This is a genomic window from Mesorhizobium sp. M1322 (assembly GCF_040318085.1).
GTDB lineage: Bacteria > Pseudomonadota > Alphaproteobacteria > Rhizobiales > Rhizobiaceae > Mesorhizobium.
In genome coordinates this window covers 83,054-98,220 of sequence record NZ_JAMYLP010000011.1, presented here as the reverse complement: position 1 = coordinate 98,220, position 15,167 = coordinate 83,054, and the positions used below count along the sequence as shown (strand labels likewise).

Below are 15,167 nucleotides of genomic sequence, written 5' to 3'. Positions count from 1 at the left end.
TTCATTCAGACGCACGCCCCAGGCCAGCCGCAATGACAATGTGCTGGCAGACATTGTCGAGATCGCGAATGACGTCGTCATTCCAGAAGCGGCAGCATAGTCCAGCCGTCTTGTTCCAGACGCTTCGTCCTTGCTTCGTCGCTTGCGACAGCATTGGCTTCCGCATGCTGGGATCCGTCGACTTCGACGACGAGTTTCTTTTCCGGACGGGCGAAGTCAACGATATAGCCGGCGATCGGAAATTGTCTCCGGAACCCAAGCCCCATCAGCCGATGCGCGCGAAGTTCGTTCCAGAGCTTCAATTCGGCGTCGGTCATGACCTTGCGCATCGATTTGGCATTTGCGCGATTTCTCGGAGGCAGTGGCGTGTGAGGTATCGCTCAATGCCCGGTCGCTAGTGAGGTTGGCACTCTACGGCGCCCCCCTCTGTCCTGCCGGACGGGGGAGATTGGCAGCTTCGGCCCCAACGCTGTCCTGTGCGACCGCGACAGCCAGCCTCATATCCCCGACCCATCCAGCAGCGGGACATCTTCTTCGTCCCAGGGGCTCGGCAATGAACCCTTGCTCAGATTGGCTGTCGGCAGCGGCATCCAGCACTTCAGCTCGGGTTCGGCGTATTCAACCACGCGTCCGGGCGACGAGTCGGAAGCGCGCCAGCCCTCACTGCCGAACTGGTCGGCTCGAGACCAGTAAGCCAGGTCGACTTCCGCCGGCCCCTGTTCGGACGGGCGAACCGTGACAAGGATTCGGCTGCCATCCCTTGGCGCGCTCGACATGTGACGCCACCGATCGGGCTCGTCCATCGTAATCTCCTCGCGCAATCTGCATCTCGGCCGTCCAGACGAATAGTCGCTTCGCGTACAAGGCCGGTCAACCCGAACTTTGGGCAGGACAGTCTATAATTGGCCGCCTGCCCGTCTGGAGCGACTTGGGCTTGCGGTCAAACCTTGGCCTTGACTGCCCAGGCTCTGGTTTTCAGGGGAATGGACCCGCCCTCGCCGCGCGGCAGGCTATCGCGGAGCCTCTCCATCAATCTCTGGCGAGCCTCGGGGCGAGGCTCATGCAGTAGCCGGGCGCCGGCCCCGCACCCAGGGTGAAGGGGTGCCAGTAGTCTTCAAAGTCCTTGAACACGGCGGGCATTTCAACCCGCGTGGAGTCGATGGAAACCAGGCCCGCCTTCTCTGTGAGATCGGTCAATCCGTCTTGGGTGCAAAACGGAAAACGCCTGTCTTCGGTAAGGTCGATGGCGCCGGGGTCAAGCGCCGTCGCAGCGGTCCAGAAGGCCCGCATGAATTCCACCCCGCCGCCAGGGTAATCCCACACATAGAACCCAATCGTCGCTCCGGGGCGGGCCACCCGCCTCATCTCGGCGAGCGCCTTTTGCTTGTCGGGGATGAAGTTGAGGACAAGCGCCGACACGATCATGTCCTTGCTGTCCGATTCGACAGCCAGGGCCTGCGCATCGCCTGCGAGAAACTCGACACGTTTATCTGGCACGTTCGCCCGCGCCTTGGCGAGAAAACCCTCCGATGGGTCTATCGACACCAGGCTGCTGGGATTGCAGCGCGCCAGGATGGCTGCGGAAAGCGCCCCGGTTCCGCAACCCACCTCCAGCCAATCCAGCCCCTCCGCCGGATCGAGCCAATCCAGGAACAGTGGAGCGATCTGACGGCTCCATCGCCCCATATAGAGGTCGTAGCTATCCCCGGCCTGCCAAGCGTCGTGACGTGCTGCCTCAGCCATCGCAATCTCCTCCCCGGGACATTTCAGACTATTGGACCGCGGCGAGAATACCCCGGCCCCAATCCTCGGAACAGGGGCACAAGAGTGCGATCCGAGTTCGAACTGCACCGCAGAGGGATCAGACGCTGGACCTTCCGGTCTTGAGGGAAATCGCGTGCTGACGCAGGCGATCGATCGGGCGGTTTCGTAGGCCCCGGGCCGGCTCGCGGGCTATCGCCGCGTTGCCATTCTGGGAAATTCCACCACGTCTACGGGCGGACGCTTGTACTGTGCTGCGACAATGGCATCGATCAGAATATCCAGAGCCGCACGAGCCGTGCTGCTCGTCTCGTCATCACCGCGCAAATAGTGGCAGGCTCGTTCAAGATGGAGGTGGGCGGCGGCAAAGTCGCTAGTCATGGATTCTCCTTTTGCCCGCCGTCCGACAAGGATGGCCATCTCGACTTACCCAAGCGCAAATATCCACAAGCGGATTTGAATCAAATTTGGCCGGTTAACCAGATCTTCAGCAACCCAAGGCGACCCTGCTGTGCGGACACGTGTTGAGTTCCGCCTCAGGCACAGACCCGCTCCGGAGAGCGGGGCGGGTTTTTTGCTTGAATGGTGCTCGGGGTGGAACCGGCATCCGCATTTGGCGCGCAGGCTGGCGTCAGTTGCCTGCGTCAGGCCGCCGCTTTACGCTGGGATTTCCAGATCTCGTGGTGCCTGCCCCAGGCCGACATGACTGTCACCGCATCGTTCAGGCTAAAGCCGAGCGGCGTGATCGAGTATTCCACGCGGGGCGGCACCTCGGCTCGTCGGGACAATGGCTGGAGCAGACATTCTGCACGACGTGCGGCTCGGTCGTCTTCATGCGGGCAGAGGGGCTGAAGGATGCGCTGTCAGTATCGGTCGGCTGTCTGGAGGATCCGCAATTCCCGCCCCCGACAATGCTGCATTGGCCTCACAGAAAGCATAAATGGCTGTGTTTGGAGGGCGTGCCCGAAGCAGCCGCCTTTTGAGGGTCACCAAGCGCGATGCTTGGCTTGCAGCAGGCTCGGCATCGTGAGTTCCGGCAACGTCTCCTTCGGCAATCGATTTCCGTTCAAGAAGGCCCCGGTTGGGTGAATAGCTGTCGCGGGCGACTGCGATCCCAAGGCTCCCTCGCAGCACCCCTTTGCAACACTTTGCGCTCCTCGACGTTCTGCCAAGGCACGCACCGAAGCCGGCCGTCGCGGCAAGTTTTTTCGATTTCCGAAGGCTGGCCGAGGCTCCGACGGCAAATCCAATCGCCGGAGTGAGGAAGCCCGTCGGCTTCGCCGGCTGGCCACGGAAAAACGCCAGGCCGATCATAGTCGCCTTCGGTCGCGTTGTGGTTGAGCCGGCCGAAGGAGGACGCAATGACGAAAGAGAGCAACAACACGCAGTAAGTCCTGCAGTGCATGACAACCGAGCATTTCGTGCTGCAGACCGCCCGCGCAGCCACGATTCAAGAAGCGAACCAGCGCGCCAATCTGTTCCTCACGTCGGTCTCAAGCGTAACGATCGCTCTGTCATTCGTCGCGCAAGTCACGCAAATGGGTATGCCCTTCGTGCTGTTCAGCCTGATCCTGCTGCCTTGCCTGTTCTTCATCGGTCTGGTCACTTTCGTGCGCGCCGTGCAGGTTGCGATCGAGGATATGGTGCACGCCCGTGGCATGGCGCGGATCCGGCACTATTACGTCGAACTCGCGCCGATCATGCAAAAATACCTCGTCCACTCCACGCATGACGACCGCTCGGCGGTACTCGTCGACAAGGGACTGAGACCATCGCCCCTGCAGTATTTCATGACAACCGCAGGCATGGTGAGTACGATCAGCGTCGCGATCGCAGGCGTCTTTACGGGCATAGTGGCGACATCGGTTATCGGCTCGGGGATGGTTCTCGGCGTGATTTCCGGAATTTTGGCTTTCGTTATAAGCATCTTGCTTCTGCGCCGTTACCATGATCGAGCTTGGGCGGCAGCCGAGCAGAAGTTGATGACACTTTTCCCGGGCGCGCCCGGCAACTGAGGTCTTGCGGACCATCTTCGGGCCGACGTAAGCCGCTCGCGGACCGGCGACCGCTTGATCGTGAACGGCAGATCCCTGGCACGCGGGATCGCGCGCGCCAGGCCGGCGTTGCGGGCCGTCGCCATTCCGCGTCGCGCGGCGCCGGTTGACCGGATTATTCAGTAAAGGCTAATAAGGCAGCGTTACGCGACCGATCCGTTGTGTCGGTTTTTCGGATTTGACGTTGCTTCGTCACCTTCCGCCAGCTTCGATAGGCCAGGCTGAATGACCGACCTCATTTGCCTCGAATTCGCCCCGATCATCGAAGAGCGGTGCTGATTGCAATGCTGGCGCCATCCGTTGTTTACTGGCTCTTGCAGAGAAACCGAAGGCTCCAATGATCCAGGACAATGCCACGGTCGGCGTCGTGGTGCCGATGTTCAATGCCGAACGCACCATTCGCGCCACCTTGACCAGCATCTGCCAGCAGGACCATCAGGCGCTGGACATTGTCGTGGTGGATGACGGGTCGACGGACAAGTCCGCCTCGATCGTCGCCTCCTATGCGGAGAAAGACCGGCGTATACGCCTGATCAGGCAATCGAACGCCGGCGTTGCGCAGGCCCGCAACAGCGGTGCGGCCTCTACCGATGCCGAGTTTCTGGCGTTTGTCGACGCGGATGATCTCTGGGCCCCTTCCAAGATCGCACTGCAACTGCGCGCCCTGCAGGAAGGCGGTTCTTCCGCGGGCCTGGCATATTGCTGGTTTGCGCAAATCGACGAGAACGGCCGGGTATTCTCACTATACCGACCCGATGCCGATGGCGGCGTTCTGCAACGAATGTGCAGAATGAATTTTGTCGGCAACGGAAGTTCGATGCTGCTGCGTCGCTCCGCATTCGAGCGGGCGGGACAATTCGATCCTTCCCTGAGGGCCAGGAATGCACAAGGCTGCGAGGACCTTCTTATGTGCCTCAGAGTAGCGGAAAGTTACGAATTCCGCGTCGTGCCTCAGCACCTCGTGGGTTACCGGATGACGAACGTCAACATGTCGAGCGATGTCATGCAGATGCTTCGTTCCTGTGAATTCGTCCTTGCCGAGTATCGCGAAAAATATCCGCAGTTCGGCAACGATCTCGACGCCCATCTGGTCGACATGATTCATTGGCTTGCGGTAAGAGCTTTGATCGGCGGGCAGCTTTACTCGGCCTGCTCCCTGTCGAAGAGACTCTTCGTCCTGGATCCGCGCACGGCGATTTCTCGCCTGCCCAATATGGTGGACATTTACTGCAGGGCCAGGTTGGTTCCTCGCTGGATCAAGGTTGGGGTGAAACGGATGCGCAACAAGAACGCCGAGTTCCGTCCGCTTTATGAAGAGACTATCTGGTGAATGTGAGCGTATTCCTGTTCGCGCGCTTGCACCGGCTCTTCCGCCACGGGTCTCCTCGTGATCTGAGACCTTAAGCGCCGTCTTCGACGAGAGCGGACGGATCAATACTCCTCGGACCTGACTCGCGAAGTTGGCGCGGCGTCGGCGCCTCGAGGGCCACCTGGACACGCCTTCGAAGCCACTCCGGAGGAACTGGCTGGCAGATGTAGGTCGGATCGACGTCGAAAAAACGCCTGGAGGTACAGATGGAATGCGGTGAAGTCGGAACCATGCGCTGTTTAACGGCAAGCAGTCTCGGCACAAAGCGACGCAGCCGCCGCCACAGGTTCTGTGCGAACGGCTTTGCGAAGACATGAAACAGCGCGGCCGGATCGATCCGTGTTGCGTGGACAAGCGGAGCGATGGCCGCGCCTGGCGACGTGCGGGCGGCTTCGATGCCATAATATGCTGACGCCACGCCATCGGACCAACGAAACAAGAAAGACGCTAGCCTGGGATGTCGCCTGCGGACTGTTTCAAGGACGATCCGGTGCGATGTCAGCATGACGACATACTTGGTCGACATAGAAGATGGTGATCGCCGGTAACCAATCAGATACTCGGGAACGACATCATAATCGCAGATCGCGGCAATGTTGAGCTGCATCTGCAAGTCTTCGGCTCCTTGGGCCCCTGCGGCTCTGAGCGACGGGTCGTATCCCCCGGTTGCCGTAAGAACTGATCGCCTGATTAGCGGTGAACTTGCATTGCCGATAAAATTCTCGACCAGCAGCCAATTGTGAACGTCCCCGCGAGCGAGAGTTGGCGGGGAGCATTCGATCACCAGATCATCATCATCGATGACCCGATACCATGCATAGACAAGGCCGAGAGACGGCCGCGGCTGAATGAGGTTGTGCTGCTTCTCCAGCTTTGTCGGGTGCCACACATCATCCGCATCAAGCGGCGCGATAAATTCGCCCTTCGCCGCATGAATTGCCAGGTTTCTGGCCACAGCAACACCTTGGTTCTGCTGTCTCAGAAGAGAAATACGCGGATCACTTATTGCAAATGTCTCGACGATCTCAGCGGTCCGGTCGGTCGACCCGTCATCGACCACTATGATCTCCAGCTGTTTGAAAGTTTGTGAGGCGGCCGACTGGATCGTGTTTCGGATAGTTTCTTCCGCATTGTAAGCCGGAATGATGACCGAAACGGCGGGTTGCATATCGAAAAAAACCTGCTTTTGATGGCGAATGAAAGAAAAGGGAGCGCCACCAGCCTAAATGCTAACATACTCGAGCAGGATAGTATCAAGCCGCGCCTCTCCCTAGCTACTTCGACGTCTGAGAATTCGCCCGGTCTTTCGCACTTTCGGCGGCGACATGCGCCAATATGCTGGTTCCAATCCGCCCAAACTTGTGATGCCTTCATGCTCCCTTTCATTCACTCACATCCGTGCCCATGGCCTCGTGGTCTTATTGCCATGAACGCTCACATGTATAGCGCTTTTGCCGATGGGAATGGCACCCGCGATCGGACATGAGCGTGGTTTTTATGGTTCCCGCGGCGGGAGACCGACGGTGATCCCGCGCGTTCTCCTGCAGCTTGGTCGGCTGGTGCGGCGTCGACGCCTGGCCCGTGCTCCCATCATACTGATGTACCATCGTGTTGCAGATATCGCCGTCGATCCGTGGAGGCTAGCCGTCCATCCGGCGAGGTTCGACGAGCAGATCGAAGCGCTGACGCGGACCCGGCGGGTGGTGCATTTGCATGAGCTGTTTGATGTCATCGCACGGGGAAAGCCGGGCAAACCGCTTGCGGTTGTCACGTTTGACGACGGCTATCACGACGTCTACAGCAATGCTCGCCCTATCCTGCAGCGTCACGACTGCCAGATGACGCTGTTTGTTGCGACGGGAGCAATAGGAAGCGGCAGGGAATTCTGGTGGGATGCGCTGACGCGCATTTTTCTTGAGACGCCTGAACTGCCTGACCAACTCGACATCACCATCGAGGGAGCCTGGCATCACTGGCCTATCCCGAAGATGGTGGATCAGGCCGGCCGTGACAAAGTCTACCGGGAGGTGTGGTCGGCGCTCCGAACGCTGCCGTATGAGCGGCAGAACGCACACATCGAAGACATTGCGAAATGGGCAGGCGTTGGTCTCGACGCCAGGCCAGAGCACTGTATTATGACTCCCGAGGAGGTTGGTGACATCAGTGACGACCTGATAACGATCGGCGGTCATACTGTCAGTCATCCCACGCTTCCTGCCCATTCCTTCGCGACCCAGCTTCGCGAGATCGTCGACGGCCGTTCGGCCTGTGAGCAAATGACCGGAAAACGCGTTCTCTCTTTTGCATATCCATTCGGAGACCATGACGCTCTGTCGGTATCTGCCGTCAGGGAAGCGGGATTTGAGTTCGCATGCACGACGCGCGCCGGGTGCATTACGCCCGAGGCAGACGTGCTGCGTTTACCTCGATTGTATGTCGACAACTGGTCAGGGGATGAATTCTTGCGAAAAATCGAGGATCATCCGTTCTGATGAACGCACAGCAGACTACCATTATCAGCCCTCGACGCGGCTGGTTTGACCTCGATGTCTGGCACCTGTGGCGCTATCGCGATCTGCTGCTCCTGTTCGCAATGCGCGACATCAAAGTCCGCTACAAGCAGACCTTGCTTGGTCCGGCTTGGCTGATCCTGCAGCCCCTGGCGCTTACCGCAGCCTTGACCACTGTCATCAGCGGTATCGCGGGCATTTCAACCGGCGGCCATCCCGCGCCAATCTTTTATCTGACAGCGCTGGTGCTGTGGTCGTATTTTTCCCAAGTCGTCTCCACCGCGAGCCAGGTCTTCATTGCTAACGGTCATCTTTTCAGCAAGATCTACTTCCCGCGACTCGTCGTTCCCGTGTCGTCGCTGCTGTCGAACAGTGTGGCTCTGGCGATCCAGCTTGGCGTCGCATTGGCCTTCTTGCTCTGGTATCAGCTGACAGGAAAAGTGGACGGGCTATCGTGGCGCCTGGCGTTCTTTCCGCTGGTGATCATCCAGGTCGCGGCATTCGCGTTGGCTGTTGGGCTTTGTCTAGGAGCGTCAACCGCGAAGTACCGCGATACAGCTCATATGACTCCGTTCTTGATTCAGATCTGGCTGTTCGTGACGCCGATCATCTTTCCTTTTTCGGCTATTCCCGAGCAGTACCGGACGCTGACCGGATTTCTGAATCCGCTCGCTGTAATAATTGACGAAGGGCGCTGGTGCTTCTTCGGCACTTCGGCAGTTGGTGCGCCACAAATCGCAGCAGCGCTTGTTACGACCTCGGTCGTGCTGTTCGTCGGCGTGGTGATCTTTCAACGCGTCGAACGGACGGCCATGGACATGCTGTGAAGAGAAGGGACACTCCTTGCGGCCCGGTGGAGAGTGAAGGTCGCCTTTCGTCGGCCGCCGCGCATTCTGCTCAATGGGCACGTCGCCGATGCCATTGATCTCCGTCATCACCCCTTTCCTCAATGTCGAGCGGTTTCTTACGGCCGCGATCGAAAGCGTGCGCGCGCAAACCTTCTCCGACTGGGAAATGCTCCTCATTGACGACGGATCATTCGACGGGAGCGTTGCAATCGCGATGGCTGCAGCAACCGCAGATCCGCGAATCCGTTTCATTCCATCGGACGGCCAGCGTCGCGGCGCCGCCGCGGCGCGCAATGCCGGAATCGCGGCCGCGTCGGGCATGTTCTTCACGTTCCTGGATGGCGACGATATATTTGAGCCGGAAAAATTCGAAACGGAACTTGCGATCTTTGATGCGCATCCTCGCATCAAGCTCCTTTACGGACCGACCCTGTGGTGGTTCCCCGATGAGCCGCACAGGAACTGGACCGACTGGATGCCATGCCAGTCGGACCGTCCGCACATGCCGCCCGACCTGCTCGACCAGGTCATCGTACGCCAGCGGGCCCATGTGCCGTGCATCTGCTCGATCATGGTTCGCCGCGAAGCATTGGTAACAGTGGGCGGCTTCGATGAGGCGTTCGAACTCTACGAAGACCAGACCCTTCTAGTAAAGCTGCTGTTGCGCTATCCGGCATTCGTGACATCCACGCCCACCGGCCGATACAGGCAGCACCTCGATTCGACGTCGGCCAAGGCGACTGCTTCCGGCATCTACGATCGACTGCGCCCGCATGCTGCTCGCATTGGCTTCCTCGAATGGATCGAGATGCATGCGTCGGCCTCGGGATTGATGACGCCGAAGTTGCAGCGGGCGCTCCGCTTCGCATTTGCGCGCTATCCAGCCCAGCGTCGGCCCCTGACACTCCGCGATAGATTTGACCTTGCCATCGACGCCGGACGCCGGTTCGCTCGGCGGCTGACGCCACGCCGTATCCTGTCGAAGGTGTTCAGGCTGCTGAGGAGAGCACGGAAGTAGTGGGCGGGACCGGTGGCGTGGATTGGATCGCGAGCGACACCGTTTTACGTGAATGATAAGTCGCATCGCCTCTCTGGGGGCTACGTGCTAAAAACTGACAAGTGTCCATTATTCTGTGCCAAACATCCTGTTTGTTACGCCTGAGGTCGCGTTCAATTTCCGGTTAGCGAACAGCGGCCCGTTGCCTCTCTGCGAAGCTAAGGAGAATTGGCTGTTTCATGACCGCGGTCGTCATAACAACTTACAACCACACGCGCTTTCTTGAGGAAGCCATTCGGAGCTGTCTTCGTCAAAGCCGGCCGATAGATGAAATTATTGTCGTCGACGACGGGTCCACCGACGATCCGGCATCGGTTGTCGAACGTCATCCAGGCGTGCGCCTGATCAGGCAGGACAATTGCGGGCTCGCGGCCGCCCGAAACACCGGACTGGCCGCTTCCAGATCCGATTACATCATCTTTCTGGACGCGGATGATCGTCTCCTTCCGAATGCTGTTGAGACGGCTGTGCGAATGCTGGTTGCGCATCCAGACGCGGTTCTCGCTTACGGAGCTCATCGCTTCATCAATGAAAGCGGTGCGATCGAGTCAGACAAGCATCACGCCGCGCTTGTTGAAGATCCTTATCTTCAGTTACTGCGGACGGGAAACTTCATTGCGATGCATGCGACCGTGGTTTATCGGCGGGAGAGGCTCGCGGCCATGGGCGGGTTCGACGCTTCGATGCGGTCCTGCGAAGACTATGAGCTATTCTTGCGAATTGCCCGGCGCGGTTCGATCGTAACGCACGACGATGTCGTCGCCGAGTATCGCATGCACGGCGACAACATGTCGAACAATCGATCGATGATGCTCGCTGCAGCATTGTCGGCGCTTGACAAGCAGTTGGCAGGTCCGGTTGACGACGATGTGCGTCTTGCAGTCCGCGATGGTAGGCGGTTCTGGAAGACCTACTATACCGGAGAGTTGACTACTGAGGCCTTGCGCGCGATCCGCGCCGAACCCGCCAAAGCGATTCGCATGCTGCGGCAGGCTTTGCAGATGTCGCCCCCGATCACGCTGCAAACGGCGGCATTCAGGATAAAGCGCAAGGTCGGCAGGCATGTGCAACGGCTGCTCGGAGCTTCCGGCGCCGATTGGCGGGCTCCGCTCGTCGGTTCGGTGCGGTTTGGGGATTTCGCACGCACGGTGCCGATGAGCCGCACGTTTGGATATGATCGCGGCAAGCCGATAGATCGGTACTATATCGAGAATTTCCTACAATCGAATGCGGCCGACATACATGGCCGTGTGCTGGAAATCGGCGACAACAGCTACACGATGCAATTTGGCGGTGCTCATGTCGTCAAGAGCGACGTGCTGCATGTTGATCCCGATGATCCAAACGCGACCATCATAGGCGACCTGTCGCAGCCCGGAGTCCTGCCGTCAAACGCCTTCGACTGCATCATCCTCACGCAAACTCTTCATCTGATCTTCGACATGTCGGCCGCGGTCGCTGCACTGGCCGAAGCGCTCAAGCCCGGGGGCGTGCTGCTGCTAACTGTTCCTGGCATCACCCCGGTCGATCGCGGCGAGTGGGGCAGCACGTGGTTTTGGTCATTGACGCAGGCGGCGTTGGCGAAGTTGCTTGCGAAATCCTTCGACACGGCGAATATGGCGCTCGAAACGCACGGCAACGTCTTTGCGGCAGTTTGTTTTCTCCAGGGGCTCGCCAAGGAAGAAGTTTCTGACCAGAAGCTCGAAGTCCGGGATACCGCCTATCCTATCGTTGTCACGGCGCGCGTCGTGAAGGACGGCCTGACCGCGGATCAACCCGGCGGTCGAACCGCAAATGTTACGGCTTGATCGATGACAGAATTGCCAGCCGTTGAGGTCCGAGGACTTTCCAAGCGCTACCGGCGCGGCGCGATCGGCGTGCGCTCATTGCGTGAGGAGGTCGAACAACTTGTCGCGCGTTTGCGCTCGCGGGAAGCCGCAGCTTCCCTCAACGAATTTTTCGCTATCAAGAACATCACTTTTTCCGTTCCGACTGGCACCGTGTGCGGTATCATCGGACGCAACGGCTCGGGAAAGACGACGCTGCTCAAGGTTTTGACCTCGATCACGGCTCCGGATGAGGGCGAGGCAGTGATGCGAGGCCGGATCGGAAGCTTGCTGGAGGTAGGGGCCGGATTCCATCCGGATCTCGACGGGATCGAGAACATCTACCTCAACGGCGCGATCCTCGGCATGAGCAAGGCCGAGATCACGCGTAAGCTAGACCGGATCATCAAATTTGCCGATATCGGCAGCTTTCTCGAAACGCCGGTCAAGCGTTATTCATCCGGCATGTATGTTCGGCTTGCCTTCGCGATCGCTGCTCATCTGGAGCCCGAGATTCTCATCGTCGACGAGGTGCTTGCTGTCGGCGATGCTGAATTTCAAAGGAAATGTATCGGCACGATGAAGAACGTCGCGGGTGAAGGTCGGACCGTGCTGTTCGTGAGCCACAACATGGCCATGGTTCGGCAGCATTGCACAAAAGCGATTTATCTGGACCGCGGCCTTCTGAAGGATTTTGGCGAGGCATCATCGATCATCGACGCGTACCTGTCGAACACCGCCGCGAGCAGCAACGGTTCCGAGCGCGTTGGCGATGATGACCTCTGGATGCAGGTGGCTATTGTGTATCCGGGTACGCGCGAGCGATGCAGCCAACTCAAGTTCGGCGGCGATTACGATTTCGTGCTGAAGCTGGGCGCGAGGAACTCGTTTCACCGAAGCGTGGTTCATATCCAGATTTTTGATCAGGAAGGCAACTTGATCTCTGTGCTCGAAAGCCTCGCGGAAGGTGTTGGCCAATTTGACATAGTTGGGGAGGCCACGGTCGTATTCAGCGTGCGATCGTTGGGATTGTTGCCAGGCACTTATAGCGCTGGAGCGGCTCTCTATGCGTGGGGAGAGGATGACCCGGACCTCGCAAGCGAGAACTTGCTAACGTTCGACGTTGTTGCAGCAACAGTCAACGACTCCTATTGGCCATATCTGAAAGAGCACGGGATTGTGCGACTGTCGCATTCTGCCCAGTTGCTTAAGGTTGATTGAAGGCGCGTGGAGTGACGTCCTGGCGAATGAATCTTCGATGTAGTTCAATTCGTCGACCGCGCGACCGCAACGCTGAAATCGAAATCGCGCGCGCCCTAAAGACTGAAGGAAAAATCCGGGCTTCCGGGAACGCCTCGGTCAGGCATCGCGAAAGGAATAGAGGAAATTTCTTGCTTGCCGCTCTCGACTGTTGTTGACCAAGCGGTAGCGCTCTTCCGCAAAAAAAAGCTTCACAACTGGCGGCGATACCAGGCCAGCGCCGTTTCGACGATCCGGTCGATGCCGGATTGCTCAGGCGTCCAGCCGAGTTCCCGGGCCGCCTTGCCGGCCGCGGCTACAAGCGCAGGCGGATCGCCTGCCCTGCGCGGACCGTAGGCCACAGAAAGGCGCGTTCCCGAAGCCCGGCTCACCGCATCGACCAACTCGTTCACCGTCGTTCCGGTTCCGGTGCCGAGATTGTAAACATGGACTCCCGAATCGCGGAGAAGCTTCTCCCCTGCCAGAACGTGAGCACGAGCTAGATCGGTGACGTGGACATAGTCCCGCACCGCGGTTCCGTCCCTTGTGTCGAAGTCGGTGCCATTAATGGTAAAAACTCGGCCCGACCTAACCGCCGCCTCGATGGCGAGCGGAATCACATGTGTCTCCGGTTCATGCCGTTCACCGATCTCGCCGTCCGGATCGCATCCAGCGGCGTTGAAATACCGCAGCACAACCGCGTTGAGGCCATGGGCGTCGGAAAGATTGTCCACCATGCGTTCTATGATGAATTTCGACCACCCATAGGGATTGATGGGCGACTGCGGATGCGTTTCGTCGATCGGAGAACGAACGGGAACGCCGTAAGACGCGCAGGTGCTCGAAAAAATCAGCTTGTCGACGCCGGCCTTTAGCATTTCCTCGAGCAAGACCAGCGTCCCAAAACTGTTGTTTCGGTAGTAGAGTTCCGGGCGCTGGACGGACTCGCCGACATAGGCGTAAGCGGCGAAATGCGCCACCATATCTGGCCGATACTGGTGCAGCGCTGCTGCCACCGCTGTACCGTCGCAAACATCGCCCTCGATAAGCGGTCCCCATTTGACCGCGTCGCGCCAGCCGCGCGAGAGGTTGTCATACGCAATGACCGACCAACCGGATTCCGCGAATGCCTTGCAACAGTGTGAGCCGATATAGCCCGCCCCGCCAGTGACCAAGACTGTTTTCATTCGGCTGCAGCGGAGCGAGCATATCCCGATGAGACCAAGTCATCGAAATAGGCAATGGTCTTGGCGAGACCATCGCGCAATGCGATTCTTGGCTTCCAATTGAGCTCGCGCAAGGCACACCCGATATCAGGCTGTCGCTGCCTTGGGTCATCGACGGGCAAAGGTAAAAACCTGATTTTGGATCGGCTTCCGGTAAGTTCGATTATGAGATTTGCGAGTTCGAGCATCGTGAATTCGACCGGGTTGCCGAGATTGATTGGGCCGGTAACATCGTCGGCCGTGTGCATCAGGCGAACCAGACCGTCGATGAGATCGTCGACGTAGCAAAATGAGCGTGTCTGCTCGCCGGTGCCGTACACAGTTATCGGCTGATTTTGCAGTGCCTGCACGATGAAGTTGGAGATGACGCGGCCGTCGTCCGGACGCATCCTCGGACCGTAAGTGTTGAAGATGCGCGCTACCTTGATCCGCAGCCTGTGCTGCCGCCAATAGTCGAAAAACAGGGTTTCGGCACACCGCTTGCCTTCGTCGTAACAGGAACGGGGCCCCACCGGGTTTACCCTGCCCCAATAGTTCTCGGTCTGCGGGTGAACCTCGGGATCGCCGTAGACTTCAGACGTGGACGCTTGAAGGATCTTTGCCCGGACCCGTTTGGCGAGCCCCAGCATGTTGATCGCCCCATGGACATTGGTCTTTGTCGTCTGGACCGGATCAAACTGGTAGTGAACGGGGCTTGCCGGGCAAGCAAGGTTGTATATTTCATCAACTTCTATGTAGAGCGGAAATGTCACGTCGTGGCGAATGATCTCAAAGTCTCTGTTGTCGAGCAAATGCGACACGTTTCTCCGACTTCCTGTGAAGAAATTGTCGACGCATACAACCTCGTGGCCTTCAGCAAGCAACCGCTCGCATAAGAACGATCCCAGAAAACCTGCGCCCCCCGTCACCAAGACTCGCTTTGCCTGCTGCATTTTAGGGATCCTCACGCCAGTTCTTCACGCTATCGAATGTCCGAAGCCCTGAGGGCGAGGATAGGAAATTAAGGTTGCGTCGCAAACACAAAATGTTAACGCACTTGAAATAGTCGCGTGAGTGCGCGGTGCGAATCAATGAAAAGACCTAATTTTGCCAGTCTTTGACGGTTTTCGTCCGCACCTCGGCCTTCTGGCAATCGGCATTTGCACTTTAATCGCTGCGCTGCACCATGACCAATTGCTAATGAAGGAGCCCGGAAGCCGCACAGACTTTACCCGGCTCCAATCGTCGCCGATGGAGGCGGCGCGGGTCAAAAGCCGGTATAGCCTACTTTCGACCCT

General features: G+C 58.6%; 15 protein-coding genes and 1 pseudogene. 8 read left to right on the top strand and 8 right to left on the bottom strand.

Annotated elements, in window-relative coordinates; genetic code table 11:
• Position 1: 1 nt before the first annotated feature.
• The 5 genes and pseudogenes from NKH12_RS06970 to NKH12_RS06950 form a co-directional block, all read right to left on the bottom strand.
• Positions 2–329: pseudogene (locus NKH12_RS06970) on the bottom strand (endonuclease domain-containing protein).
• 168 nt (positions 330–497) lie between these two features.
• Positions 498–803, bottom strand: a complete 306-nt coding sequence (locus NKH12_RS06965) for a hypothetical protein (RefSeq protein ID WP_023799134.1) — start codon at positions 801–803, stop codon at positions 498–500.
• 226 nt (positions 804–1,029) lie between these two features.
• Entirely contained in the window at positions 1,030–1,743 is a 714-nt protein-coding gene (locus NKH12_RS06960; RefSeq protein ID WP_352952463.1) for a class I SAM-dependent methyltransferase, read from the bottom strand.
• 210 nt (positions 1,744–1,953) lie between these two features.
• On the bottom strand, positions 1,954–2,142 hold the full coding sequence (locus tag NKH12_RS06955; protein WP_352952462.1) for a hypothetical protein: 189 nt from the start codon (positions 2,140–2,142) through the stop codon (positions 1,954–1,956).
• A gap of 263 nt (positions 2,143–2,405) precedes the next feature.
• A complete protein-coding gene (locus tag NKH12_RS06950; protein WP_352952461.1) occupies positions 2,406–2,519 on the bottom strand; it encodes a hypothetical protein in 114 nt (37 codons plus the stop codon).
• Positions 2,520–2,594: 75 nt separating this feature from the next.
• On the opposite strand from NKH12_RS06950, the gene NKH12_RS06945 reads away from it, so the two are divergent.
• The 3 genes from NKH12_RS06945 (at position 2,595) to NKH12_RS06935 (ending at position 5,145) form a co-directional block, all read left to right on the top strand.
• Positions 2,595–2,744 carry a hypothetical protein gene (locus NKH12_RS06945; RefSeq protein ID WP_352952460.1) on the top strand — a complete coding sequence of 50 codons (150 nt, stop codon included), beginning with the start codon at positions 2,595–2,597 and terminating at the stop codon, positions 2,742–2,744.
• A 420-nt stretch (positions 2,745–3,164) separates the two neighbouring features.
• A complete protein-coding gene (locus tag NKH12_RS06940) occupies positions 3,165–3,776 on the top strand; it encodes a hypothetical protein (RefSeq protein WP_352952459.1) in 612 nt (203 codons plus the stop codon).
• A gap of 376 nt (positions 3,777–4,152) precedes the next feature.
• On the top strand, positions 4,153–5,145 hold the full coding sequence (locus NKH12_RS06935) for a glycosyltransferase family 2 protein (RefSeq protein ID WP_352952458.1): 993 nt from the start codon (positions 4,153–4,155) through the stop codon (positions 5,143–5,145).
• Between the two features lie 70 nt (positions 5,146–5,215).
• Here the strand turns inward: NKH12_RS06935 and NKH12_RS06930 are convergent, their stop codons facing one another.
• Entirely contained in the window at positions 5,216–6,352 is a 1,137-nt protein-coding gene (locus tag NKH12_RS06930; RefSeq protein WP_352952457.1) for a glycosyltransferase family 2 protein, read from the bottom strand.
• Positions 6,353–6,707: 355 nt separating this feature from the next.
• On the opposite strand from NKH12_RS06930, the gene NKH12_RS06925 reads away from it, so the two are divergent.
• The 5 genes from NKH12_RS06925 to NKH12_RS06905 all read left to right on the top strand — a co-directional run bounded on the left by NKH12_RS06925 (position 6,708) and on the right by NKH12_RS06905 (position 12,646).
• Positions 6,708–7,676, top strand: a complete 969-nt coding sequence (locus tag NKH12_RS06925) for a polysaccharide deacetylase family protein (protein WP_352952456.1) — start codon at positions 6,708–6,710, stop codon at positions 7,674–7,676.
• Complete coding sequence (locus NKH12_RS06920) at positions 7,676–8,521, top strand: ABC transporter permease (RefSeq protein WP_352952455.1); 846 nt, start codon at positions 7,676–7,678, stop codon at positions 8,519–8,521. The genes NKH12_RS06925 and NKH12_RS06920 overlap by 1 nt, the downstream gene beginning before the upstream one ends.
• Before the next feature lie 88 nt (positions 8,522–8,609).
• Positions 8,610–9,560 carry a glycosyltransferase gene (locus NKH12_RS06915; protein ID WP_352952454.1) on the top strand — a complete coding sequence of 317 codons (951 nt, stop codon included), beginning with the start codon at positions 8,610–8,612 and terminating at the stop codon, positions 9,558–9,560.
• A gap of 218 nt (positions 9,561–9,778) precedes the next feature.
• Entirely contained in the window at positions 9,779–11,407 is a 1,629-nt protein-coding gene (locus NKH12_RS06910; protein ID WP_352952453.1) for a glycosyltransferase family 2 protein, read from the top strand.
• Positions 11,408–11,410: 3 nt separating this feature from the next.
• Complete coding sequence (locus tag NKH12_RS06905; protein WP_352952452.1) at positions 11,411–12,646, top strand: ABC transporter ATP-binding protein; 1,236 nt, start codon at positions 11,411–11,413, stop codon at positions 12,644–12,646.
• A gap of 230 nt (positions 12,647–12,876) precedes the next feature.
• Here the strand turns inward: NKH12_RS06905 and galE are convergent, their stop codons facing one another.
• Positions 12,877–13,851 carry a UDP-glucose 4-epimerase GalE gene (gene galE / locus NKH12_RS06900; RefSeq protein ID WP_352952451.1) on the bottom strand — a complete coding sequence of 325 codons (975 nt, stop codon included), beginning with the start codon at positions 13,849–13,851 and terminating at the stop codon, positions 12,877–12,879.
• Positions 13,848–14,822 carry a UDP-glucuronic acid decarboxylase family protein gene (locus NKH12_RS06895; RefSeq protein ID WP_352952450.1) on the bottom strand — a complete coding sequence of 325 codons (975 nt, stop codon included), beginning with the start codon at positions 14,820–14,822 and terminating at the stop codon, positions 13,848–13,850. Before NKH12_RS06895 ends, galE begins: the two co-directional genes overlap by 4 nt.
• Positions 14,823–15,167 lie beyond the last annotated feature (345 nt).

Bases quoted from the DNA above. Each gene is read 5' to 3' on its own strand.
- NKH12_RS06965 (WP_023799134.1), bottom strand. From the start codon at position 803: ATGGACGAGCCCGATCGGTGGCGTCACATGTCGAGCGCGCCAAGGGAT.
- NKH12_RS06960 (WP_352952463.1), bottom strand. From the start codon at position 1,743: ATGGCTGAGGCAGCACGTCACGACGCTTGGCAGGCCGGGGATAGCTAC.
- NKH12_RS06955 (WP_352952462.1), bottom strand. From the start codon at position 2,142: ATGACTAGCGACTTTGCCGCCGCCCACCTCCATCTTGAACGAGCCTGC.
- NKH12_RS06945 (WP_352952460.1), top strand. From the start codon at position 2,595: ATGCGGGCAGAGGGGCTGAAGGATGCGCTGTCAGTATCGGTCGGCTGT.
- NKH12_RS06940 (WP_352952459.1), top strand. From the start codon at position 3,165: ATGACAACCGAGCATTTCGTGCTGCAGACCGCCCGCGCAGCCACGATT.
- NKH12_RS06935 (WP_352952458.1), top strand. From the start codon at position 4,153: ATGATCCAGGACAATGCCACGGTCGGCGTCGTGGTGCCGATGTTCAAT.
- NKH12_RS06930 (WP_352952457.1), bottom strand. From the start codon at position 6,352: ATGCAACCCGCCGTTTCGGTCATCATTCCGGCTTACAATGCGGAAGAA.
- NKH12_RS06920 (WP_352952455.1), top strand. From the start codon at position 7,676: ATGAACGCACAGCAGACTACCATTATCAGCCCTCGACGCGGCTGGTTT.
- NKH12_RS06915 (WP_352952454.1), top strand. From the start codon at position 8,610: ATGCCATTGATCTCCGTCATCACCCCTTTCCTCAATGTCGAGCGGTTT.
- NKH12_RS06910 (WP_352952453.1), top strand. From the start codon at position 9,779: ATGACCGCGGTCGTCATAACAACTTACAACCACACGCGCTTTCTTGAG.
- NKH12_RS06905 (WP_352952452.1), top strand. From the start codon at position 11,411: ATGACAGAATTGCCAGCCGTTGAGGTCCGAGGACTTTCCAAGCGCTAC.
- galE (WP_352952451.1), bottom strand. From the start codon at position 13,851: ATGAAAACAGTCTTGGTCACTGGCGGGGCGGGCTATATCGGCTCACAC.
- NKH12_RS06895 (WP_352952450.1), bottom strand. From the start codon at position 14,822: ATGCAGCAGGCAAAGCGAGTCTTGGTGACGGGGGGCGCAGGTTTTCTG.